This window comes from Hymenobacter siberiensis (assembly GCF_018967865.2).
Taxonomy (GTDB): domain Bacteria; phylum Bacteroidota; class Bacteroidia; order Cytophagales; family Hymenobacteraceae; genus Hymenobacter; species Hymenobacter siberiensis.
This window is the reverse complement of the sequence record NZ_JAHLZY020000001.1, coordinates 23,891-45,319: the sequence shown is the minus strand read 5'-3', so window position 1 is coordinate 45,319 and position 21,429 is coordinate 23,891. Positions and strand designations below refer to the sequence as shown.

The 21,429-nt window shown below is 59.1% G+C and carries 22 protein-coding genes; 10 read left to right on the top strand and 12 right to left on the bottom strand.

The genetic code is table 11. The annotated features are described in order from the left end of the window. The first annotated feature begins 57 nt into the window (after window positions 1–57). The 5 genes from panD to KQ659_RS00205 all read left to right on the top strand — a co-directional run bounded on the left by panD (window position 58) and on the right by KQ659_RS00205 (window position 3,892). On the top strand, window positions 58–402 hold the full coding sequence (panD, locus tag KQ659_RS00225; RefSeq protein ID WP_168671702.1) for an aspartate 1-decarboxylase: 345 nt from the start codon (window positions 58–60) through the stop codon (window positions 400–402). Between the two features lie 212 nt (window positions 403–614). Continuing rightward, window positions 615–1,664, top strand: a complete 1,050-nt coding sequence (locus KQ659_RS00220) for a lysylphosphatidylglycerol synthase transmembrane domain-containing protein (RefSeq protein WP_216679344.1) — start codon at window positions 615–617, stop codon at window positions 1,662–1,664. Window positions 1,665–1,772: 108 nt separating this feature from the next. Next, window positions 1,773–2,252, top strand: coding sequence for a D-glycero-beta-D-manno-heptose 1-phosphate adenylyltransferase (rfaE2, locus tag KQ659_RS00215; protein ID WP_216690473.1), 480 nt, complete (start codon window positions 1,773–1,775; stop codon window positions 2,250–2,252). Between the two features lie 105 nt (window positions 2,253–2,357). After that, window positions 2,358–3,035, top strand: coding sequence for a zinc metallopeptidase (locus tag KQ659_RS00210; protein WP_216679346.1), 678 nt, complete (start codon window positions 2,358–2,360; stop codon window positions 3,033–3,035). A 263-nt stretch (window positions 3,036–3,298) separates the two neighbouring features. Continuing rightward, on the top strand, window positions 3,299–3,892 hold the full coding sequence (locus tag KQ659_RS00205) for a LuxR C-terminal-related transcriptional regulator (RefSeq protein WP_216690474.1): 594 nt from the start codon (window positions 3,299–3,301) through the stop codon (window positions 3,890–3,892). Window positions 3,893–3,996: 104 nt separating this feature from the next. Here the strand turns inward: KQ659_RS00205 and ettA are convergent, their stop codons facing one another. Next, window positions 3,997–5,661 carry an energy-dependent translational throttle protein EttA gene (gene ettA, locus KQ659_RS00200; RefSeq protein ID WP_216679349.1) on the bottom strand — a complete coding sequence of 555 codons (1,665 nt, stop codon included), beginning with the start codon at window positions 5,659–5,661 and terminating at the stop codon, window positions 3,997–3,999. Between the two features lie 365 nt (window positions 5,662–6,026). Between ettA and KQ659_RS00195 the strand changes: the two genes are divergently transcribed. The 3 genes from KQ659_RS00195 (at window position 6,027) to KQ659_RS00185 (ending at window position 8,480) form a co-directional block, all read left to right on the top strand. Further along, entirely contained in the window at window positions 6,027–7,346 is a 1,320-nt protein-coding gene (locus tag KQ659_RS00195; RefSeq protein ID WP_216685645.1) for a DUF349 domain-containing protein, read from the top strand. Between the two features lie 99 nt (window positions 7,347–7,445). Beyond that, a complete protein-coding gene (locus KQ659_RS00190; RefSeq protein WP_035561220.1) occupies window positions 7,446–7,667 on the top strand; it encodes a DUF2795 domain-containing protein in 222 nt (73 codons plus the stop codon). A 129-nt stretch (window positions 7,668–7,796) separates the two neighbouring features. Beyond that, window positions 7,797–8,480, top strand: a complete 684-nt coding sequence (locus tag KQ659_RS00185; protein ID WP_226929785.1) for an ABC transporter ATP-binding protein — start codon at window positions 7,797–7,799, stop codon at window positions 8,478–8,480. A 297-nt stretch (window positions 8,481–8,777) separates the two neighbouring features. Here the strand turns inward: KQ659_RS00185 and KQ659_RS00180 are convergent, their stop codons facing one another. From KQ659_RS00180 to KQ659_RS00170, 3 genes are all read right to left on the bottom strand, one after another. Next, complete coding sequence (locus tag KQ659_RS00180; protein ID WP_216690475.1) at window positions 8,778–9,977, bottom strand: lycopene cyclase family protein; 1,200 nt, start codon at window positions 9,975–9,977, stop codon at window positions 8,778–8,780. A 155-nt stretch (window positions 9,978–10,132) separates the two neighbouring features. Next, window positions 10,133–10,876: an LOG family protein gene (locus KQ659_RS00175; RefSeq protein ID WP_226915881.1), complete on the bottom strand. Its 744-nt coding sequence runs from the start codon at window positions 10,874–10,876 to the stop codon at window positions 10,133–10,135. 310 nt (window positions 10,877–11,186) lie between these two features. After that, window positions 11,187–12,416 carry a Glu/Leu/Phe/Val dehydrogenase dimerization domain-containing protein gene (locus KQ659_RS00170; protein WP_216679354.1) on the bottom strand — a complete coding sequence of 410 codons (1,230 nt, stop codon included), beginning with the start codon at window positions 12,414–12,416 and terminating at the stop codon, window positions 11,187–11,189. A gap of 245 nt (window positions 12,417–12,661) precedes the next feature. On the opposite strand from KQ659_RS00170, the gene KQ659_RS00165 reads away from it, so the two are divergent. Beyond that, entirely contained in the window at window positions 12,662–12,982 is a 321-nt protein-coding gene (locus tag KQ659_RS00165; RefSeq protein WP_216679355.1) for an ArsR/SmtB family transcription factor, read from the top strand. A 53-nt stretch (window positions 12,983–13,035) separates the two neighbouring features. Here the strand turns inward: KQ659_RS00165 and coaE are convergent, their stop codons facing one another. The 8 genes from coaE to KQ659_RS00125 all read right to left on the bottom strand — a co-directional run bounded on the left by coaE (window position 13,036) and on the right by KQ659_RS00125 (window position 19,330). Beyond that, a complete protein-coding gene (gene coaE, locus KQ659_RS00160) occupies window positions 13,036–13,644 on the bottom strand; it encodes a dephospho-CoA kinase (RefSeq protein ID WP_216690476.1) in 609 nt (202 codons plus the stop codon). A gap of 37 nt (window positions 13,645–13,681) precedes the next feature. Further along, on the bottom strand, window positions 13,682–14,374 hold the full coding sequence (locus KQ659_RS00155; protein WP_216685649.1) for a YbbR-like domain-containing protein: 693 nt from the start codon (window positions 14,372–14,374) through the stop codon (window positions 13,682–13,684). A 3-nt stretch (window positions 14,375–14,377) separates the two neighbouring features. Beyond that, window positions 14,378–14,713, bottom strand: coding sequence for a preprotein translocase subunit YajC (gene yajC / locus KQ659_RS00150; RefSeq protein ID WP_168671715.1), 336 nt, complete (start codon window positions 14,711–14,713; stop codon window positions 14,378–14,380). 26 nt (window positions 14,714–14,739) lie between these two features. Further along, window positions 14,740–15,240, bottom strand: a complete 501-nt coding sequence (locus KQ659_RS00145; protein WP_216679358.1) for a DUF1573 domain-containing protein — start codon at window positions 15,238–15,240, stop codon at window positions 14,740–14,742. Between the two features lie 54 nt (window positions 15,241–15,294). Then, the gene (locus tag KQ659_RS00140; protein ID WP_216679359.1) at window positions 15,295–16,293 is read right to left on the bottom strand and encodes an isocitrate/isopropylmalate dehydrogenase family protein; all 999 of its coding nucleotides are present in this window, start codon (window positions 16,291–16,293) and stop codon (window positions 15,295–15,297) included. 129 nt (window positions 16,294–16,422) lie between these two features. Next, the gene (locus KQ659_RS00135; protein ID WP_216679360.1) at window positions 16,423–16,734 is read right to left on the bottom strand and encodes a YtxH domain-containing protein; all 312 of its coding nucleotides are present in this window, start codon (window positions 16,732–16,734) and stop codon (window positions 16,423–16,425) included. 157 nt (window positions 16,735–16,891) lie between these two features. Further along, a complete protein-coding gene (nusB, locus tag KQ659_RS00130) occupies window positions 16,892–18,088 on the bottom strand; it encodes a transcription antitermination factor NusB (RefSeq protein WP_216679361.1) in 1,197 nt (398 codons plus the stop codon). 150 nt (window positions 18,089–18,238) lie between these two features. After that, on the bottom strand, window positions 18,239–19,330 hold the full coding sequence (locus KQ659_RS00125) for a Glu/Leu/Phe/Val dehydrogenase dimerization domain-containing protein (protein WP_216679362.1): 1,092 nt from the start codon (window positions 19,328–19,330) through the stop codon (window positions 18,239–18,241). Between the two features lie 266 nt (window positions 19,331–19,596). Between KQ659_RS00125 and KQ659_RS00120 the strand changes: the two genes are divergently transcribed. After that, window positions 19,597–21,381: an ABC transporter ATP-binding protein gene (locus KQ659_RS00120; protein ID WP_216679363.1), complete on the top strand. Its 1,785-nt coding sequence runs from the start codon at window positions 19,597–19,599 to the stop codon at window positions 21,379–21,381. Window positions 21,382–21,429: the final 48 nt, after the last annotated feature.

Genomic DNA, 21,429 nt, shown 5'->3' with positions numbered 1-21,429 from the left:
CGGGGCGGAGGAGGGCTTTATCTTTGTGCCCCTAACCAAAGCCTAATGGGCCAAGCTATGCACATTGAAGTAATGAAGTCCAAAATCCACCATGCAACGGTCACGCAGGCCGAATTGCACTACGTGGGTAGCGTGACAATTGACGAAGACCTGCTGGATGCCGCCAATTTCGTGGAAAACGAAAAGGTGACCGTCGTGAACGTGAACAACGGCGAGCGTTTTGAAACCTATACCATTCGCGGGGAGCGGGGCTCGGGCACTATTTGCCTGAATGGCCCGGCGGCGCGCAAAGTGGCGGTGGGAGATGTCGTTATCATCTTCTCCTACGCGCTGGTGGATTTTGCCGAAGCCCGGCAACACAAGCCAACGGTCATTTTTCCCAACGAGCACAACCGGCTTTAACCAATGAGTGAATGGGTGAATGAGCGAATAATTCTCGCACTCATCCACCCATTCACTCATTTACCCATTCATCCATTAATGTTAATGCGGGAAAAATGCTTATATGCACAAACAGACGATTTGCAACAATGCGTCTTGGGATGCTTTTCGGCCACTGCTGAATCTCGCGCATCAATCTAACGCATTATTCCGCACAAGCTTTATTGTAATTGATGAAACACCTACTGACGATTGTTAAGTACCTGCTGCTGCTGAGTATTTCGGGGGCGCTAATGTGGTACGCGGTGCGGGGGCAGGACCTGTCGCGCATCGGGCACTACATTGCCACGGCCAACTATTTCTGGCTCACGCTCACGCTCACGCTGTCGGCGCTGGGCTATTTCAGCCGGGCCTACCGTTGGCAGATGCAGCTCAATGCTTCCCAAACGCCGGCCCCGTACTGGGCCGTGTACCACGCCATGATGGTGGGCTACCTGGCCAATCTGGTGCTGCCGCGCATGGGCGAGGTCATCCGCTGCTCGGTGCTACGGCGCACGAGCGGCGTGCCCGTGCAGGTGGCGCTGGGCACAGTAGTGACGGAGCGCGTGATTGATGTGCTAGTGCTATTAAGTCTGATTACCAGCTTGCTGCTGCTTGATTTCAATACTTTCTGGAATTTTGTGACGGTGCAGGTGCTGGGCGGGCGCTACGAGGCGCTGGCCCGCAACCGGACGCCACTGCTCATCGCGGCCATCATTGGCGGGGTGCTGCTGCTGGCCACAGGCTACGCGCTGTTCCGCAACCTGGAGCGCCTGCGGCAGAATGCTTTCTTCAACAAAGGCGTGCTGTTTGTGAAAGGCCTACTGGCAGGGGTATTCAGCATTCTGAAGATGGAAAATAAGGGCGTGTTTTTGCTGCATACCCTGTTCACCTGGGGTGTGTACTACCTCATGGATTACCTGGCCTTCTTCTGCTTTCCCGAAACCTATAACCTCGACATGAAGGCCGGCTTGGCCGTGCTCACCTTCGGAGCCTTTGGCATGGCCGCGCCGGTGGCGGGCGGCATCGGGCCGTTCCACGTAATGGTGCAGGGCATTCTGCTGGTGTACGGCGTGAGCAAGGAGGCCGGTATCGCCTACGCTCTGGTGGTGCACGGGGCCCAAACGCTGCTGGTGGTGCTCATGGGTGGCATCAGCTTCGTGGCCGTGGCCGCCGCCGACAAGCGCAGCCTGCTCACCGAAGCCGAAGCCCTGGCCGACGAACCGCTTACATCTGAGTTATGAGTTAAAAGTTAGGCGTTAAGAGTTGCGGATGAGCGAGCGGTCGATGGCGGCGCTCATCCGCAACTCTTAACGCCTAACTTTTAACTCATAATTCTTAACTCCCTTCCCATGTGGACGAAAGATAAAATCCTGACCCGCGCGCAGCTGCCGGCCACGCTGGCCGACTGGCGCGCGCAAGGCCGCAAAGTGGTGTTCACCAACGGCTGCTTCGATTTGCTGCACCTCGGCCACGTTGACTACCTGGAGCAGGCCCGGCACCTGGGCGCCGCCCTGGTGGTGGGCCTGAACACCGATGCCTCGGTGCGCTGCCTCAAGCCCGGCCGGCCCATTCAGGACGAGGAGGCGCGGGCCCGTATTCTGGCCGCGCTGGCCTTCGTGGATGCCGTGGTGCTCTTTGGCGAGCCCACACCCCTGGCCCTCATCGAGCTGGTGCAGCCCGATATCCTGGTGAAGGGCGACGACTACGCCGTGGAGCGCATAGTGGGCCACGAGCTGGTGCTGGCTCGGGGCGGGCAGGTACTCACGGTGCCGCTGGTGGCGGGCTACAGCACCTCGCGCATTGTGGAGCACATCATTGCCACGCAGTAGCCACTTTGGCAGGACCGAAAGACTGCATCTTTTTTGCAGAGATGGTGTTTTGATAGCAACCCCCGGCATTTTGCCGCGAGTGCTTCTTCATTTCACTCCCTCCCCATGTCTTCTTCCTATTTGCTCATCATTGTGTTGATGGCTGCCAGCTGGGCCGTTCAATGGCGGCTGCGCAGCAAGTTTAAACAGTATGCCCAGGTGGGCCTGAGCTCGGGCCTGAGTGGGGCCGAAATCGCGACCCGTATGCTGGCCGACCACGGCATCTACGATGTCCGCATCATCAGCACCACCGGCCAGCTTACTGACCACTACAACCCCACCGATAAAACCGTGAACCTGAGCGAAGGCGTGTACGCCGAGCGCAGCGCGGCCGCGGCGGCCATTGCGGCCCACGAGTGCGGCCACGCCGTGCAGCACGCCACGGCGTATTCCATGCTGCAATTCCGGTCGGCCATGGTGCCGGCCCTCACGGCAGTATCGAAGTGGATGCCCTTCATTCTAATTGCGGGCATCTTTATGATTAACCGGAGCGTGATTCCGCTGGGCGTGGGCATTGGCTTGTTTGCCCTCACCACGCTGTTCTCGTTCATCACGCTGCCGGTCGAGTTCGATGCCTCCCGCCGGGCCCTGGCCTGGATGGACAAGCGCGGCGTGGTAACCGTGCAGGAGCACGCCATGGCCAAAGACGCGCTGTGGTGGGCTGCCATGACCTACGTGGTAGCGGCCCTGGCCTCGTTGGCCACGCTGCTTTATTACGTGAGCATTTTTATGCGCCGCCGGTAAGATACTGTTGCATTTTTGCTAAAAGAGCCGCCATTCTGTTTGCAGCGTGGCGGCTCTTTTTATGGCCGGCCCATGGGTAGGAAATGGTGAATAGGACAAGCTGATTGACCTTTTTAAAATATAATATTTGAATATTAAATATTATTGCTTTCCAAAATCAAAACTACTAATTTGTCAGCCCTTTCCTCCTGTTGCCTGCACCATGGCTTAGCCTCCGACAGCTTATTGGTCAGTGGGTTCACTGTATGGTGTCTGCCAATGCGATGATTCTTTCTACCCCCACGGCCCTGGTGGCGGCCGCGCCCACACTACTTCGGCATGGCCTGGTAGCAACCCTGCGGGAGCAATGGCCCCAGCTCCAGCTCACCCTCACCGCCGATGCCACGCAGCTGGTGGAGCTGGTCGGTCATTATGCCTTCAGCTTGTTGGTGCTGGATGAGCAGTTGCCCGGCCGGAACCTGCCCGAGCTGCTCGGCCGGCTGCAACGGGCCCGGCCTGCGCTCGGTGGTGCTGACGGACCACCAGCTGCCCGCTTTGCCACCGGCCAGCCCCTGCAGTTGTCTCGCCAGGTGCTGCCCCACGCCTTGGTTGGGGCACTGGCGCAATGGCTGGATGCGCCAGGCGACCCTGCTGGCACCAGCCGTTCCCCATGGGCCTGCGCTGTGCCCGACCCTTTCAGCCGGCGCGAGCTGGAGGTATTGCGCCTGGTAGTGGCCGACCATTGCAACGAGGAAATTGCCAATTGTCTCTGCCTGAGCACTGTGGAAAGCCACCGCCGCATGCTGCTTCAAAAAGCCGGCACCCGCACGCTGGTAGGCCTGGCCGCCCGTGCCGTGCGCGAGGGTTGGGTGGCGTGAGTAGCGAGGGGCGCCCACTCTTTCGCGCTACGCTACTTGATAAATAAAAAGCCCGGGCTACTGGAATTTTCCAGCGGCCCGGGCTTTTATTTATGCACAGGTTACTACCCCAGCTTCTTGTACCGCACGCGCTTCGGCTCCACGTCGCCCAGGCGCTTGCGCTTGGCTTCCTCATAGTCCGAGAAGTTTCCCTCAAACCAAACCACTTCCGAGTCGCCCTCGAAAGCCAGGATGTGGGTGGCCAGCCGGTCCAGGAACCACCGGTCGTGGCTGATGATAACGGCGCAGCCGGCGAAGTTCTCCAGCGCGTCTTCCAGGGCCCGGATGGCGTTTACGTCCAGGTCGTTGGTCGGCTCATCGAGCAGCAATAAGTTAGCGCCCTGCTTGAGCGTCATGGCCAGGTGCACGCGGTTTTTCTCGCCGCCCGAGAGCGTGCCCACTTTCTTCTCCTGGTCGCCGCCGCCAAAGTTGAACTTGCTCACGTAGGCGCGGGAGTTCACCGGCCGGCCGGCCAGCAGCATGGTTTCGGTGCCGCCCGTGATGGTGTCGAACACCGACTTCGTGCCGTCCAGCGTGTCGTGTTGCTGGTCGATGTAGGCAGTGAGCACCGTGGGACCCACTTCGAACGTGCCTGCATCCGGCTGCAGCTGGTCCGTAATGAGGCGGAACAACGTGGTTTTACCCGCGCCGTTCGGCCCGATGATGCCCACGATGCCACCCTGCGGCAGCGAGAAGCTCAGGTTTTCGAACAGCAGCTTGTCGCCAAACGATTTGGTGATGCCTTCGGCCTCAATTACCTGCGCGCCCAGACGCGGGCCGTCCGGAATGAACAGCTCCAGCTTCTGCTCCTTGTCTTTGGCTTCTTCGCTGGCCAGCTTGTCGTAGTTGGCCAGGCGGGCTTTGCCCTTGCTCTGGCGGGCTTTGGGCGACATCCGCACCCACTCCAGCTCGCGCTGCAGGGTTTTGGCGCGCTTGCTCTCGGAGTTTTCCTCCTTGGCCATGCGGTCAGTTTTCTGCTCCAGCCAGCTGCTGTAGTTGCCCTTCCACGGAATGCCCGAGCCACGGTCCAGCTCCAGAATCCAGCCGGCCACGTTATCGAGGAAGTACCGGTCGTGGGTCACGGCAATCACGGTGCCTTTGTATTGCTGCAGGTGCTGCTCCAGCCATAGCACGCTTTCGGCGTCGAGGTGGTTGGTGGGTTCGTCCAGCAGCAGCACGTCGGGCTCCTGTAGCAGCAGGCGGCACAGCGCCACGCGGCGCTTCTCGCCGCCCGAGAGGTTGCCGATAATGGCCTCCTGCGGCGGGGTGCGCAGGGCATCCATGGCGCGCTCCAGCTTGGTGTCGAGGTTCCAGGCGTCGAGTTGGTCGAGGCGCTCCTGCACTTTGCCCTGGCGGTCAAGCAGCTTGTCGAAGTCGGCATCTTCGGCCCCGAAGGCGTCGTTGATTTCGTCGTATTCCTTCAGCAGGGCCACGGTTTCGGCGGCGCCTTCTTCCACCACCTCACGCACAGTTTTGGTGGGGTCGAGCTGGGGCTCCTGCTCCAGGTAGCCCACCGAGTAGCCCGGCGAGAACACCACTTCGCCCTGAAACTGCTTATCAACGCCGGCAATAATTTTCAGCAAACTCGACTTGCCCGAGCCGTTGAGGCCCAGCACACCGATTTTGGCCCCGTAAAAAAACGAGAGGTAGATATTTTTAAGAACTTGCTTCTGCGGCGGGTAAATCTTACTCACGCCGGCCATGCTGAAAATAATGGTCTGGTCGCTCATGGGGTGGGGGTGGGGCTAATGAAAGAAATGCAGCTGCAAAGAACGACAGCCGCCGCTTGCAACCCACACTCGGACCTTCGGGTTGCTAGTTTCTATTTGGCAATCGTTCATCAACCAGCACCAGAATACATTACTGCGAGCGGCACGAAGAGCCCTGCGTAACATCCATAATTGGATTGGTCTGGCCGATACCGCCGAATGCGCCGGTTTCGCCCGGGTTTAACGAATGGTACATCTTTTCATCACGTTTTTACCGTAAACTTGTATTCCCTTCCCAGTCTGCGTTTCAACTGCAGCTCCTGCGTTCTTTGTTGCCCGTCCTACCCATGTATCCCACCCTCCTACCCACGAGCTTACTATCTGTTATGGAACCAACCGACCACCTACTGGCCGAAGCCAAGCGCTACGGCTATGTGGAAGCCGACGGCGTATGGCTACACCCCGTGCTGGGCCAGCCCGCCCGCCAGATTGGCTTAGTCAAAGATTCGGACGATGCCGCCCTGCGGTACTTCAGCCAACGTTTTGAAACCCTGCGCGCCAAAGTCGATTCGCTGCTGGAAAAAATGCAGGCCAGCGACAACAAAGGCTCTTTCTTGATGAAGGCGCTGCACCTCAAAGAGCAGCTCCTGACCCACGACGGCCTCGGCGATTTTGCCAGCCTGCACCGCCGCCTCACCGAGGCCGAGGATGCCATTGCCGTGACCGTGGTTCGCAACCGCGAAAAAAACCTGGCCACCAAAATCAGCTTCATCCACGAAGCCGAAGCCCTCAGCGAAAGCGTGGAGTGGATATCGGCCAGCGAGAAGGTGAAGGACCTGCGCCAGGGCTGGCTCAAGACCGGCCCCATCGACAAAGCCATGACCGACGAGCTGGAGCACCGCTTCCAGACGGCCATTCAAGTGTTTTTCGACCGCCGCAAGTCCTTTCAGTCCGATAAGAAGGCCATGGCCAACCGGGTGCAAACCCGTTACCGCGACCTTATTCAACAGGCCGAAGCCCTCAAAAACTCCGACCAGTTCGAAACCACCTCGCGCCAGCTCAAAGTGCTGCAGCAGGCCTGGCGCGACGTCAACGGCAACCTGCCTAAAAAACAGGCTTCCGAGCTCTGGACGCGCTTTCGGGCCGCCAACAACCACTTCTTCGAGCGCCTCAAGGTGCACATTGCCGTGCAGCAGTCGGCTGGTGCGCCCGGTGCCCCCGCCACGCCCGAAGTACTGCTGGCCCGCAAACGCTCCCTGGCCGAGCGCGCCGAAGCCCTGATGGCCATCCCGCCGCAGGAAGCCATTCATCAGGCCAAGTCCCTGCAAGCCGAGTGGAAGCAGGTGGGCACCGTGCGTGGCGAGGAGTCGGACCGCATCTGGCAGCGTTTTATGGTGGCCTGTGATAAGATTTTTGAGCTCAGCGCCCTCGAATATCACCTGCGCAAGCGCGCCGATGGGGCCCCCATGCCCACTGCTCCGGCCGAGCGCGCCCGGTTCCGGGCCAGCACCCTGCGCGAGCTGCTCAAGGACGACCACGAGGAGCTTAACACGCTGCGTGCCAACCTCGACAACCTCAGCCCCAGCGCCGCCAACGATGCTTTCCTGCAGATGCTGCAAACCAAAATCCGGTCGTTTGAGCGCAAAATTCGCACGAAAAACGACCTTATTGACTTGTTCAGCCAACAGGCGCAGACGGCAGGTTAACCTTGGCCGACATTTTGTGTTGTCGGTTTCAACGGCCCCGCCGTTTGTATCTTGACGGGAAACTGTTACCTTCGCCAACCCTTTTTTATCCGCTTCATTATGTATTGGACACTCGAACTTGCTTCCTACCTGGAAGATGCTCCCTGGCCCGCCACCAAAGACGAACTGATTGACTTTTCTATCCGCTCGGGTGCGCCCATGGAGGTAGTTGAGAACCTGCAAGCCTTGGAAGACGACGGCCAGCCCTACGAAAACATCGAGGAAGTATGGCCCGACTACCCGACCAAGGAGGACTTCATGTTCAACGAGGACGAATATTAGAAGTGTTGAATGTTAAATGTTGAGGGTTGAATGAATGACATTGACTTGTTGACGAGTAATAATTCGTCACTCAACCCTCAACCCTCAACAATCAACATTCAACACTTGGTTGCGGGCTACCCCGGTAGGGTGTTGGTCCGCAACCTTTTTTTGTGCCTGCCCGCGCCGGCTTTCGTGGCCGTGGTGGGACACAATGGCAGCGGCAAAACCACGCTTTTCCGGGTACTCACAGGCCAGCTACCCTATGAGGGCAGCGTCAGGCTGCACGGCCACGAAGTGCGCGACCTGCGCCGCGCCGCGACGGCTGGCCTGTTGGGCTACCTGCCGCAGCGCGGCAGCCTCGACTTTGCCATTGCCGTGCGCGAGCTGGTGGTGATGGGCCGCTACCGCCACCACGGCTTGCTAAGCGCCTATTCACTAGCTGATTATGTATTGGCCGATGCTGCCTTAGCCCGAGTGGGCATGGCCCATCTGGGCGCCCGCGATTTTACCCAGCTCTCCGGTGGCGAGCAGCAACTGGTGTGGCTGGCCCAGCTCAGCCTGCAGGATGCGCAAGTGTATTTGCTCGATGAGCCCACCCAGCAGCTTGATGTGTACTACCGTCGCCAGGTGTTCAGCCTCGTGCACGACTGGGCCACCCAGCAGGGCAAAACCGTGCTGTGCAGCACCCACGACCTCGACAACCTGCCCGCCCTCACCGGCTATCTACTGAACCTTTCGGAGCCGGAGCCGCAGCTACGCCCCCTGTCCGAAGCTACGGTGCGCGAGGCCCGAGCATGGCTGGAGCAGGCGCCGTTGGGAGTTAAGAGTTAGGAGTGCAGAGTTAAGAGTTTGTAGTACCCATTAACTAGGGTCATTGCACCAAATGCACAGTTAGCGTTTTCTGGTTGAGCTTAAAAAAACATGTGTCGATTGCTGAATCGGAAGGCCCTTTCCAGCGCCAGGATTCGGTGAAATGATTTACTGGTTGCTCAAATAGTTACAACAGCCTCCTCACAACTTGCCTTGTTCAAAGCATGTTATTGGTCAATGCGTTGTGAGTATTAGCTCAACTATAGCAACGCTAACTGTGCATTTGGTGCAATGGCCCTACCCATTAACTCTGCACTCCTAACTCCTTTTTCCCGGTCGGCCGCGCAGGACCTGCCCGATGGACCGCATAAACGGCCCCGCCGATACCGAATTCATCACCCGCAGGTTATCGGCCCAGGAAGTTTGCTCATCCAGAAAGCGGAAGATGCGCTCCACCGGGTTGCGCTCGAAGAGCTGCCGGAAGATGTCGCGGGTCGTTTCGCCCCGCCGCTGCATGATGTCGAGCAAGAGCGTGTCGAACAGTTGGAACTGCCATTTATCGCCGGTGGCGTTGGTGGGTGGGTGGCCGGTGGTGGCCAGCGCCGCTATCAGCCGCGCCGAGTGCTGCTGAATGCGCTTGAAGGCGTAGCCGGTGCTGGGCTTGGCCCGCCCGCCCCGCGTGCCCAGATTGATGATGTGCGCGCCGTTGCGGGCCGGTAGCGGGTGGTCGGTCATCGGAATTGCTCCTACTTCCTCAGCCACAATGCGGTACGTTTTCAGCCCGAGGGTTTCGCTCAGATACGTGCGGATTGCCGCTTCATACTCCGCTTTGGGTAATACGGTTCCCGAAAACAACGTGTATTCAACCAAGGCTTTGCGTGGTGAGAAAGGCAGCACGTAAATAAACCGGGCCTCGTGCTGCTGGGCGCCGCGAAAGTCCATGAACTCCACCGTGGCGGGGTCGAAAACGTCGGATTCGGTTTCGATTTCCCAGCCCACGAAGTGCTGTAGCAGGTAGCGATGCTTCTCGGGCTGCCGCAGCTGCGCTAAGTTGGGCGGGCGGCTGTCGAAGGCGTAGCGGGCGGTGTAGGCATCGCCATTCGCCGTGGTGGCGTGTGTGCCAGCCGGTGTGTTTTCCAACTGCTCGACATTGCCGTGCACCCGCGTGAATTGCGGATTATCAGCCAGCGCCTTCTGCACGAAGCGGTAGTAATCCAGCCCGTTGATGGTTTTGTAGCGGTAGCGGCCCAGGTCAATCACGCGCTCGAAGCCGGGGCTACGGAAAGCTATTTTGCGCCACTCGTGCGCCACAATGTCGTCGAACATCCCCGGCTCATCGGCCCAGAACGACCAGGTGCGGTCGTTCTGCATCTTGGCATCGGGCTCAATAATCAGGACTTTCTTGCCGGCCAGCCGGGGTTCCTGCGCAATGTGGTACGCCAGGCTAAGCCCCGCCGCGCCGCCGCCCACAATGAGGTAATCAAATTCTGAATTAGTGGCGGCAGCAGTTGATGACATAAGAGAAAACCCGCCAAACCGGCGGCAAACGAACGAAGCTAGTAACAAAAAAAGCCGCTCCCGAAGAAGCGGCTTTCCAATGCAATGGTTTCGAAACCGAATAGTACCGACTACAAAATCCGTGAAATCCGCTAAAATCCGAAAAATCCGTGGTCCTAGAAGTTCGGCGACAACAGGTACTTGTGGTAGAAGTCGTCGATGATTTTCACGGCTTCGCTCGCGTCGTCCACAATCTGCACCAGCTGCATGTCCTCGGCCGAGATGTTGTGCTCCTCGTGCAGCATCACGTCCTCAATCCACTTAAACAGGCCGTTCCAGTAGGCCGAGCCCACCAGTACGATGGGGAAGCGGCTGATTTTTTTGGTCTGAATTAGCGTCATGGCCTCAAACAGTTCGTCGAGGGTGCCGAAACCGCCGGGCATGCCCACAAAGGCCTGCGCGTACTTCACAAACATCACCTTCCGCACAAAGAAGTAGTCGAAGTCGATGCACTTGTCCTGGTCGATGTAGATGTTGTGGGTTTGCTCGAAGGGCAACTCAATATTGAGGCCCACCGACTTACCGCCCTCGGCGCGGGCGCCCTTATTGCCGGCTTCCATGATGCCGGGGCCGCCGCCCGTGATAACGCCGTAGCCGTGACGCACCAGCTTCGAGGCAATTTCCTCGGCCAGCTGGTAGTAAGGGTTGTCGGGCTTGGTGCGGGCCGAGCCGAAGATGCTCACGCAAGGACCAATTTTGGACATCTTCTCGAAGCCCTCCACGAACTCGGCCATCACCTTGAAAATCTGCCAGGAGTCGGCGATTTTAATCTCGTTCCAGTCCTTGTCCACGAAGGCTTTGCGCAGGCGCTGCTCATCATCGATGGCCATGGCGGTCTGGCCATTGGTGGTTTGGCGCATCTCCGTGATGGAGGTGAGCTTGTCGTCGTTGACGTTGGGTTGCGTGATGGTCTTGCCGCTGCCGGCATTCAGCATGTCGTCGGAGAGTTTGGTTTTGCTGGTCTTAGCTTTTTTGATTGTAGACATATTATTCAATTGGGAATTCCTTCAAAAGCAAAATCGCCCCGGATGCGGGGCGACCAAAAGTAGGGCGTCAAAGTTATCGAATTGTTATCAAATAAAAATGCTGTGGGTTGAAAGGATTTGGTGCTATCCAATTCGTCAGGCACAGCGCAGCGCAGCCTGACGAATTGGATAGCACCAAATAACCCTATACCAGCTGGCGCAGTGCCATTTCGAACGAGCGCTGCGCAATGCCGGTGGGCTGTGCGTTCTCGGCGTGGGTGCGCTCCAGGGCCGCGCCGATGATGCGCGACGTATCGGCAAAAATGGCTTGGTCGGTGATTTCGGCGCCGGTTTCCATGAGGTAAGCAAACACGCGGGCCATGCCGCAGTTGGCAATAAAATCGGGGATAACGGCCGTGCGCTCGTCGGCAAAGACGCCGGTGGGGCCGAAGAAAATCTCGGGGTCGGCAAACGGCACGTTGGCCCCGCAGCTAATCACCTTGAGGCCGCCGGCCAGTAGCTGCTCTACCTGCCCACGCGCCACGAGGCGCGACGAAGCGGCTGGAATAAAAATATCGGCCCCCATGGACCACACTTTCTCGTTCACTTCCTCGAAGGAGAGCAAGTTGTCGGTCGTGAGCGCATTGCCCTGGCGGGCCAGCAGCAGCGCCCGGATTTCTTCCAGCCCGAAGCCCTCGGCGTTCAGCAGCCCGCCGGCCCGGTCGATAATGCCCACAATGCGCACGCCCTGGCCGGCCAGGTAATAGGCCGCCGCCGCGCCCACATTGCCCCAGCCCTGGATGATGGCACGCTGCCCGCGCAGCTCGGTGCCGGGCCAGAGGCGGTAGTAGTGACGCACGCCCTCGGCCACGCCGTAGCCGGTGATGAGGTCGGCCACGGTGTACTTGCGGGCCAGATTGGGCGAGAAGGTGGCATCTTCCACCACCTTGATAACGCCTTGGCGGAGTTGGCCGAGCTTCTGAATTTTCTGGGGCTCGGTGGCGTGGTAGTGGCCGTTCACCACGCCTTCCTGCGGGTGCCAGAGGCCGTATTCCTCGGTAATGGCGATGACTTCGTGAATCTCATCCACGTTTAGGTCGCCGCCGGTGCCATAATAATTTTTTAGCAGCGGGAACACGGCGCGGTACCAGCGCTCCAGCACGCCGCGCTTGCGGGGGTCCTGCGGGTCGAAGTTGATGCCTGACTTGGCCCCGCCAATGGCCGGCCCGGATACCGTGAACTTGACCTCCATCGTTTTGGCCAGGCTTTCTACTTCGCGCTTATCCAGGCCCTTGCGCATGCGGGTGCCACCGCCGGCGGCTCCGCCCCGCAAGGAGTTGATAACGACCCAGCCTTCGGCTTCGGTTTCGGCGTCTTTCCATTCGAAGACGATTTCGGGGCGCTTGTTTTCAAACTTGGTGAGGAGGTCAAGCATAGGGTGGGAATAGTGAAAGAATCTGCCAATAAGCAGACCCGCAAAGGTAGCGCCCGCCCCCGAAGTGGGTGGACGTCGGAAATAGCATTTCAGCAAGAAATAAAAATGAATAAATATTATAGTATTTTAGGAATAACAAACCCCTTTATCCCTATTTTGCGTAATGGTTCGGAACTACATATGTAGTACTACTGTATTGCACTTATTCTACTCTTCCACTTCTCCCTTCACTTTTTATCGATTTCATGAAACCATTGCATTCGCGTGTAGAAGCGCAACAGTTGGACCGCGCCGCGGCTATGCTCAAGGTTCTATCTCATCCTAAGCGGCTTGCCATTGTGGACCTACTAGGGAAGACAAAGGGCAAAGACAGCCAAATGTCGGTGACCGATATTTACCAGGCCCTCGACTTGCCCCAAGCCATTGCCTCGCAGCACCTCATCACCCTCAAAGACCGGGGCGTGTTGAAGTCCAGCAAAGTCGGCACGAAGATTTATTATTCGCTGGCGGTGCCCCAGCTCCTGAAAGTGATTGATACCCTGGAGGATTACTCCGCCCGCATCTAAGCTACCAGCGTCCGAAGGACAAGGCTGCCTCGCAAGAGGTAGCCTTTCTTTATTTATAGGGTGGCTGGCCGAACCCCGAAGGCTGCGTGCAGGGCCAGCACCTGCGGCAGCAGGGGCAGCACATCGTCGTTGGTGAGCACGTAGTCGGCCCGTGCCATTTTCTCCTCCTCGCTAAGCTGCTTGGCCATGATGGCCTGCACATCGGCGGCCGAGCGGTGCGGGTCGCGGCGCAGTACGCGGGCCGCCCGCACCGCCAGCGGCGCAAATACGGTGATGACGCGGTCGAGCTGCTTGTAGGAGCCGGCCTCAAACAGCAGTGCGGCTTCTTTTAGCACGTAGGCGTGGCCGGCCCGTGCCTGTGCTACGGCCCATCGCTCAAAATCGGTGCCTACGTGCGGATGCACCAAGCCATTGAGCTGGGCCAGCAGCCCCGGGTTGTTGAACACGGTGCCGGCCAGCACGGGCCGGTTGAGGCGGCCGGCGGCATCATACGTAGCAGGGCCGAAGGCGGCGATGAGCTGCGCCCGTAGTTGCGCATCGTTTTCCATCACCCAGCGGGCGCGCGTATCGGCATCGTAGATGGGCACGCCCAGCGCATGAAACAAGCGGCTGACAATGCTTTTGCCCGAGCCGATTCCGCCGGTGATGCCGATGCGTAGCATGAGGAAAACTGAGATTTATGTGAACAAGCAGCTGAAACTATCGCCGCGTCTGGCGTAGCTGCACCGTGGGCACAGACGCTCGGATGCGGGCCGGCGTAACCACAATGGCCTCAACCTCTACTTCCTCCGCCTTGCCTGGGGCCGAAGCCTGGGGCGGTGCAATGGGGTAGGGGTTGGGCAGCGCCTGCACTAGGCTGGCCGGCCCCCGAAACGTAACCATGGCGGGCGTGAAGCTGGCCCTGTAGCGCCTGGCCGAGTCGGGAGGCAGGGCCAGCGGCAGCCGGCGGCTGGCATAGCGGTCGAAGGTGAGGCGCAGGGTATCGCCGGCCCACTCGGTTATCTGCACGCCTTCCAGCGCGTTTTGCAGGCCCCGGCGCCAGGCGGTGGCGGGCAGGTAGCGGGTGCCGGGCAGTGGCACGGGGCGCAGGTCGGCGGGGTGGGTGCCCCAGCCCAGGTTGGCCCGCAGCAGTCGCCAGCCCTGGCCCGTAACCGTGACGGGTAGTGCCGTCGGTAAGGACCGCATTGGCACGTAGTGCACCGAGTCGTAGTGCCAGGCCAGTGGGTAGTTCAGGCGGGTGGTGTAGGTTTTGTTCAGGGCATTCATTTGCCAGAACAGGCCCGCCGCGAGCAGGCAGGCCGTGATGGCCCGGTAAAAGCTGGGCTCCTGGCCCGCAAAGGGCCGCACGAACCAGCGCAGCAGCCAGCCTGCCCGATTCAGCGGCCCGTCCATGAGTTAAGCGGCCCCGATGGTGTCGGCTCCAGTGCCGGTGTTGGCTTTGTTGCCTACTTCGCGGGCAATGGCCGAGCGGTCGAAGCGCAGCTTGGTGCCTCGGTCCACCTCCACCACCACGGTGTCGTCGGTGAGCTCCACCACCAGCCCGTGCAGGCCACCGATAGTGACAATGCGCGAACCCTTAGCCAGCGACTGGCGGAAGGTTTTGGCATCGGTGGCCCGCTTCTGTTGCGGCCGAATCATAAAAAAATAGAAGACGCCAGCGGCAATCAGCAGAAACAGCGGCTGGGCGTAGTCGGCCCCACCGGCCGCTTTCAGTAAAAAAGTCAGAAACATGGCGTTTGAATGAAAAGCGTGGATGGCTAATTAGCCTTGGGAGTGAGTACGTTGCCTTTGATGAGCAGGGTGGTGATGCCGGGCTGGGTGTTGGCCCGTATCGCTACCTGCTTGCTGATGATGCCCTGCTTGCCCCGGCTATCAAACTGCACTTCCATCTTGCCTTCGGCCCCGGGAGCCACGGGCTCCTTGGTCCAGCTGGGCGTGGTGCAGCCGCAGGAAGCGGTAGCATCTTCAATCAGCAGCGGCGACTTGCCGGTGTTGGTAAAGGTAAACGTGTGGTGAACTTTGGAATCGGGCTGAATGTCGCCGAAGTCAAACTCGGCTTCGGCAAATTTCATCACCGGGGCGTTGGGGTTGGGCGTTTCGTTGTCGCTCACCACGTTGGGGTTGTCCACGGTGGGGTTAGCCGCGTCGGTTTCCACGGTTGCGGCGGCGTTGATGCCAGCAGTGCCCGCTTCGGGGGCTTTGTCGCGGTTGCAGGCTGCCAAGGATAAGGCGGCGGCCAGAATCAGGTACTGTTTCATAGAAAATCTAAAGTTGGTTGTCATGCTGGGCCTATGAAGCACGATAACCAAAAATTACAGTTTGTCGATAATGCTTTGGGCGAACTGGCTGGTGCTGGCTTTGCCGCCGAGGTCACCAGTGCACTCTTCCTGGTTCATGAGGGTGGCTTCCAAGGCTTTGTCTATTTGTTCCGCCTTGGCGTGCTCGCCGAGGTGGTGCAGCATCATAATGGCCGAGCGGAGCAGGGCCGTGGGGTTGGCTTTGCCTTGGCCGGCAATGTCGGGGGCCGAGCCGTGTACCGCCTCAAAAATGGCCATGTTGTCGCCGATGTTGGCGCCGGCTACCACGCCCAGGCCGCCCACCAGGCCGGCGCAGAGGTCGGACAGCAGGTCGCCGAATAGGTTGGTGGTCACAATCACGTCGAACTGCTCGGGCTTGTTCACGAGCTGCATGCACATGTTGTCGATGATTTTGTCCTCGAACACAATTTGTGGAAACTCATTGCTGGCCTCTTTGCAGGCGTTGAGCATCAGCGTACCGGCCATTTTAATGATGTTGGCTTTGTGGGCCAGCGTCACCTTTTTGCGGCCGTGCTTGGCGGCGTAGGCGAAGGCGGCGCGGCAGATTTTGCGCGAGCCTTCCACCGTGACGCGGGCAATGGCATCGGCAATGCCGAGGCGCTCATCCCATACTTCGAGGCCCGAGTACAGGCCCTCGGTATTTTCGCGAAACAGCACGAGGTCGATGCCCTCGTAGCGGGTATGAATGCCGGCCGTGGTTTTGCTGGGTCGCACGTTCTGGTAAAGGTCGTACTTCTGGCGCAGCGTCACGTTGATGCTACGGAAGCCCTTGCCCACGGGCGTAGTAATCGGGCCTTTGAGGGCCACCTTATTCTTTTCCAGTGACTTGAGCAAAGAATTCGGAATCAGCTCGCCCGACTGGTCGAACGTGGTCTGGCCGGCGTTCTGCTCCTCCCACTCGATGGGCACCTGGGCGGCAGCAAAAATAGCGGTTACTGCTTTTGTGATTTCGGGGCCTATGCCGTCGCCGGGAATAAGGGTTACTAGGTGCATCGTAATTGGTAATAAATGACTGAATGAGAAAGCAAAGAACGGAATGAGTGAATGAGTGAAGACTGAATTTTCATCGGCCGGTCACTCATTCTCCCATTCCGTCAATCACTTAGGCACCCGTAAAAAAAATTAAGCGCCTTTGCGGGAGTTAATCTGGTTGATGAGCTGGTCAACATCGCCGAGCAGCTGTTCGGCTTTCGATTTGGCATCGGAAATCACGCGCTGACCTTCGCTTTTAGCGGTAGACTGGCCAATGCCTTCGCGGCTGGTTACGAGGCTGTCGGTGAGGTCGGCGAGTACCGAGCGGTACTTTTCGAGCTGGTAGCTGAGCCAGGAGCGGGTTTCGGTGCCGGGTTCGGGGGCATAGAGCAAGCCAAGGGCCGCGCCGGTGAGGGCGCCGCCCGCGAAGCACAGGATGCCGGTGGTGGTTTTGCTGGCCATGGTCGTTGGGTTAGGGAAGAGGGGTGAGAGTGTTTTCAGTATTGCCTACGCAGAAACGCGGGGCCGTAGATGCAAAAGTAGCGTAGTGCGGGCTTCAGTACGTGGTTCAGGTCAGGCCTGTGGGTTGACACTGCCGGCTGAAACCCGCATTGCTGTGCTATTGGTTATCCAGCAGGCCGCGGCCCGATTTACGAATGTCGCCGCTGGCGGCCAAATCCGTCGCCAGCTTGTCCAGAATGCCGTTCACAAATTGCTTGCTCTTGGGCGTGCTGTAGAGCTTGCTGATTTCAATGTACTCGTTGATAGTGACTTTCACTGGAATGCCGCGAAACAGCTGCATCTCGGTCAGCGCCATTTTCAGGATTATTTTATCGAGCAACGCCACGCGCTCCACATCCCAGTTCTGCACCGAGCCGGCGATGAGCTTCTCCATCTTGTCGTCCTCGATGAGCGTTTGCTTATAGAGGGTTTCGGCAAACTCGCGGTCGTCGGCCCAGTTGGCCGAGAGGTTCATGAGCTCCTGCGTGGGCTCGGCGGCGAAGGGCAGCATTTTCAGCGTCTTCAGCACCAGGTTGCGCACGATGGGCCGGTTTTCCTCCCAGTTCAGGTCGTCGGATTCGAGCTGGCGCGGTAGCGCTTCGCCTTTAAACACGAAGTCCTTATAGATATGACGCAGGATTTCAAGGTCCGTGTCGTAGTCCATCTCGGGCTGGTCGATGTCCTTGCCGTTGAGGTAAGCCCGCACGGTTTCGTCGGCCTTCATCTCCTCCCAGGCAGCGCGCAGGGCTTCGAGCTCCTCATTGCCCTCCCAGGCCAGCTTGCGCCGGATGGTCTGAGTCTGGAGTTGCTCGTTGGCCATCAGCTTGGCAATAGACATGTTACGGTGCAGGCGGGTAGCATCCTGGGCATCCTCGCGGGGGCCGAGGCGGCGGCGTCCCTCGCGGCTCTGCTCCTCCTCAATCACGCCGAGCAAAGCGGCGGGCAGGTTCAGCAGGTGCAGGTACTGGTCGTGGATGCTTTCGGCACCCACCAGCAGCTGCCCGCCGTAGAACTCGCCGTCCTTCTTCACCTGGTTCTGGAAGGAGTTGATGGCATCGGTCACGGCCTTGTCCACGGCTTTATCGTCCGTCTTTTCGGGCATTGTGCCGGTGCGGTACCAGTCGCGCAGCTGGGCTTCGCCCATCTTGCGCTGGCCTTCCAGCTGGCGGCGGTCGGGGGCCTCTTTGGCCGTCAGGTCGGGCTCGAAAGCAGCCGCGATGCGGTCCTGTGCCAGCATCAAATCGGCTCCCACCGCCTGGTGGTAGGAGTAGAGCGACTGCATGACTTTGATACGGAGGAGGCGGCGGTTGAGCATATTGGTCTGGTAATCAGTATTAGGTAATCAGTAGTCGGAAAAAAAACGTCATGTTGAGCGCAGCCGAAGCATCTCGTGTGCAGCAGTAATCAATAATGATTGCAACGAAGCGAGCGAGATGCTTCGGCTGCGCTCAGCATGACGTTCTTCTTAATATGTCGACTTCACCCGGCCCACGTTGGCAATGCGCTCCTTAGCCTGCCGGATGGCGGCGGCTTGCGGGTGCGTGCCTTCTTCGTCGGCCTTGGCCAACACCTGGAGGGTGAAATCGTAGATTTTTTCGGTTTGGGTGAGGGCACCCTGGCGGCTGCCGCCGGTTACTTCGGAATACACGTTGATGAGGCCGCCGGCGTTGATGAGGAAGTCGGGGGCATACACGATGCCGCGGCGCACCAGCTCGGGGCCGTGCTGGTTTTCGTTTTTGAGTTGGTTGTTGGCGCAGCCGGCCACCACGCGAGCCTTCAGGCGCGGAATGGTGTCGTCGTTGAGGGTGGCACCCAGCGCGCAGGGCGAGTAAATGTCCATTTCCTGGTCGTAGATGGCATCGAGGCCCACGGCGGTAGCGCCGAAGCGGTTGGCCGCGTCCAGGGCGCGGTCTTCGTAGTAATCGGTTACGATGAGCTTGGCGCCCTCTTTCTGCAGGTGCTCCAGCAGGTAGGTGCCCACGTGGCCCGTGCCCTGCACGCCGATGCGCTTACCAGCCAGGCTCTCGGAGCCAAATGCCTTTTTGGCGGCGGCTTTCATGCCCATGTACACGCCGTAGGCCGTCACCGGCGAGGGGTCGCCGCTGCCGCCCATGCTCTCGGGCAGGCCGGCGACGTGCTTGGTTTCCATGCGGATGTACTCCATGTCCTTGGTGGTCATGTTCACATCCTCGGCCGTGATGTACTTGCCGTTCAGGTTCTTCACGAAGCGGCCAAACTTGCGCAGCAGGGCTTCGGTCTTCAGCGTGGCGGCGTCGCCGATGATGACGGCCTTGCCGCCGCCCAGGTTCAGGCCCGAGATGGCGGCCTTGTAGGTCATGCCGCGCGAGAGGCGCAGCACATCGTTCAAGGCTTCGGCATCGGAAGCGTAGTGCCACATGCGCGTGCCGCCGAGGGCAGGCCCGAGCACGGTATTGTGAATGCCGATAATGGCCTTGAGGCCAGTCTCGTGGTCGTGGCAATACACGATTTGCTCGTGCTGATGCTCGGCAATCTGGCCGAAAATCGACTCGGGGGCGACAATCTGGGTTTCAATCATGGGAAATGAATTGAAGGTTGGTGGGAATTGTGGGATGGATGGGTGAGAACAGTACGGCGTAACTTTGTTGCGTTCTAGCTATACGGAAAAACCCGAACGTCATGCTGAGCTTGTCGAAGCATCTCTATCGCGTAAGTAAATAATTACTATTGCGGTAGAGATGCTTCGACAAGCTCAGCATGACGTTCGGATTGACCATTGACTTTACGTTTCAAGCCGCAAAAGTACCGCTATTTTCCTGAACCGGCCCCTTTCAATCCTTGCCCGTGCGCGCTCTCAACGCCGTTAACCCCTTCATCTTTCGCTACAAGTGGCATTTCCTCGCCGGGCTGCTGTTCGTAGCACTGAGTACCTTGCTGGCCATTTTTCCGGCTCAGCTGGTGCGCTACGCCTTCGATTTGGTGAACGAGGGCATCGACCTCTACCATCTCTACGCCGGTACGCAGGCCCAGAGCAGCGTGTACCAGCTTTTTGGGCGTAATGTGCTGTTCTACGGGGTGCTCATCATTGTGCTGGCCCTGCTGCGGGGCATCTTCCTGTTCTTCATGCGCCAGACGCTCATCGTGATGTCGCGCCACATTGAGAACGACCAGAAGAACCAGATTTACCAGCACTACCAGTCGCTACCGCTCAGCTTCTACCGCCGCCACAGCACCGGCGATTTGATGTCGCGCATCAGTGAGGACGTGAGCCGGGTGCGCATGTATCTCGGGCCGGCCATTATGTATTTCCTGCAGCTGGTGCTGCTGTTCCTGCTCATCGTGCCGCTCATGCTCATGGTGAACGTGAAGCTGACGCTCTACACGCTGCTGCCGCTGCCGGTACTGTCAGTCAGCATCTTCTATGTTAACAACCTGATTGAGCGCAAGTCCGACGAAATCCAGCGGGCGCTGTCGGGCATGACTACCTTCGTGCAGGAGGCTTTCTCGGGAATTCGGGTATTGAAATCCTTTGTGCGCGAGCAGGATTCGCACGCGCAATTCTCCGCCGCCAGCAACGAGTACAAGGAAAAGTCGCTGAGCCTGAACTTCGTGAACTCGCTGTTTTTTCCGCTCATCCTGTTTCTCATTGGCCTGAGCACGCTCATCACGGTGTGGGTAGGCGGGCAGGAGGTTATTCGCGGCACCATCACCACGGGCACCATCGCCGAGTTCCTGATTTACGTGAACCTGCTCACCTGGCCGGTTACGGCGCTGGGCTGGACGTCGTCGCTGGTGCAGCGGGCCGAGGCCTCGCAGGCCCGCATCAACGAGTTTCTGGACCAGAAAACCGACATCATCTCGCGCCAGAACGTGCAGCGAGAATTGGAAGGCGATATCGTGTTCGAAAACGTGTCCTTCACCTACCCCGATACCGGCATCCAGGCCCTGAAAAACGTCAGCTTCCGCGTGAAGCCGGGCCAGACGCTGGCCGTTATTGGCAATACCGGCTCGGGCAAAACCACCGTGGCCGCGCTGCTCTGCCGCCTCTACGACGTGTCGGCTGGCAACATCAAAATTGATGGTACCGATGTGCGCGACTACTCGCTGCGCGCCCTGCGCGGCCAGATTGGCTACGTGCCACAGGACGTGTTCCTGTTCTCCGACAGCATCCGCAACAACATCAACTTCGGCCTCGATGAGCCCAACGAGGCCCGCATGCTGCAAGCCGCGAAGGATGCTGACGTGTACGAGAATATCCGCGCCTTCCCCGAGGGCTTCGATACCAAAGTGGGCGAGCGGGGCATCACGCTCTCGGGCGGCCAGAAGCAGCGCGTGAGCATGGCCCGCGCCTTGGTAAAGGAGCCCAAAATTCTGATTCTGGATGACTCGCTTTCCGCCGTCGATACTAAGACGGAAAATGCCATCCTCGGCAGCCTCCAGCGCATTATGGCGGCGCGCACCAGCCTCATTATCTCGCACCGCGTTTCGTCGGTGAAGCTGGCCAATGAAATCCTGGTGCTCGACGATGGCATCATCGTGCAGCACGGCACCCATGATGCCCTCATGGCTGACACCACCGGCCTCTACCGCGCCCTCTACGACCGACAGCTCCAAACCGAAGAAGCGTAGCGATGTAGCGCGGACTTTTAGTCCGCGAATCCAACCATCTCACTCGCG

Excerpts from the sequence above, each read along its gene's own strand:
- panD (WP_168671702.1), top strand. The coding sequence starts at position 58 with ATGCACATTGAAGTAATGAAGTCCAAAATCCACCATGCAACGGTCACG.
- KQ659_RS00220 (WP_216679344.1), top strand. The coding sequence starts at position 615 with ATGAAACACCTACTGACGATTGTTAAGTACCTGCTGCTGCTGAGTATT.
- rfaE2 (WP_216690473.1), top strand. The coding sequence starts at position 1,773 with ATGTGGACGAAAGATAAAATCCTGACCCGCGCGCAGCTGCCGGCCACG.
- KQ659_RS00210 (WP_216679346.1), top strand. The coding sequence starts at position 2,358 with ATGTCTTCTTCCTATTTGCTCATCATTGTGTTGATGGCTGCCAGCTGG.
- KQ659_RS00205 (WP_216690474.1), top strand. The coding sequence starts at position 3,299 with ATGATTCTTTCTACCCCCACGGCCCTGGTGGCGGCCGCGCCCACACTA.
- ettA (WP_216679349.1), bottom strand. The coding sequence starts at position 5,661 with ATGAGCGACCAGACCATTATTTTCAGCATGGCCGGCGTGAGTAAGATT.
- KQ659_RS00195 (WP_216685645.1), top strand. The coding sequence starts at position 6,027 with ATGGAACCAACCGACCACCTACTGGCCGAAGCCAAGCGCTACGGCTAT.
- KQ659_RS00190 (WP_035561220.1), top strand. The coding sequence starts at position 7,446 with ATGTATTGGACACTCGAACTTGCTTCCTACCTGGAAGATGCTCCCTGG.
- KQ659_RS00180 (WP_216690475.1), bottom strand. The coding sequence starts at position 9,977 with ATGTCATCAACTGCTGCCGCCACTAATTCAGAATTTGATTACCTCATT.
- KQ659_RS00175 (WP_226915881.1), bottom strand. The coding sequence starts at position 10,876 with ATGCGCCAAACCACCAATGGCCAGACCGCCATGGCCATCGATGATGAG.
- KQ659_RS00170 (WP_216679354.1), bottom strand. The coding sequence starts at position 12,416 with ATGCTTGACCTCCTCACCAAGTTTGAAAACAAGCGCCCCGAAATCGTC.
- KQ659_RS00165 (WP_216679355.1), top strand. The coding sequence starts at position 12,662 with ATGAAACCATTGCATTCGCGTGTAGAAGCGCAACAGTTGGACCGCGCC.
- coaE (WP_216690476.1), bottom strand. The coding sequence starts at position 13,644 with ATGCTACGCATCGGCATCACCGGCGGAATCGGCTCGGGCAAAAGCATT.
- KQ659_RS00155 (WP_216685649.1), bottom strand. The coding sequence starts at position 14,374 with ATGGACGGGCCGCTGAATCGGGCAGGCTGGCTGCTGCGCTGGTTCGTG.
- yajC (WP_168671715.1), bottom strand. The coding sequence starts at position 14,713 with ATGTTTCTGACTTTTTTACTGAAAGCGGCCGGTGGGGCCGACTACGCC.
- KQ659_RS00145 (WP_216679358.1), bottom strand. The coding sequence starts at position 15,240 with ATGAAACAGTACCTGATTCTGGCCGCCGCCTTATCCTTGGCAGCCTGC.
- KQ659_RS00140 (WP_216679359.1), bottom strand. The coding sequence starts at position 16,293 with ATGCACCTAGTAACCCTTATTCCCGGCGACGGCATAGGCCCCGAAATC.
- KQ659_RS00135 (WP_216679360.1), bottom strand. The coding sequence starts at position 16,734 with ATGGCCAGCAAAACCACCACCGGCATCCTGTGCTTCGCGGGCGGCGCC.
- nusB (WP_216679361.1), bottom strand. The coding sequence starts at position 18,088 with ATGCTCAACCGCCGCCTCCTCCGTATCAAAGTCATGCAGTCGCTCTAC.
- KQ659_RS00125 (WP_216679362.1), bottom strand. The coding sequence starts at position 19,330 with ATGATTGAAACCCAGATTGTCGCCCCCGAGTCGATTTTCGGCCAGATT.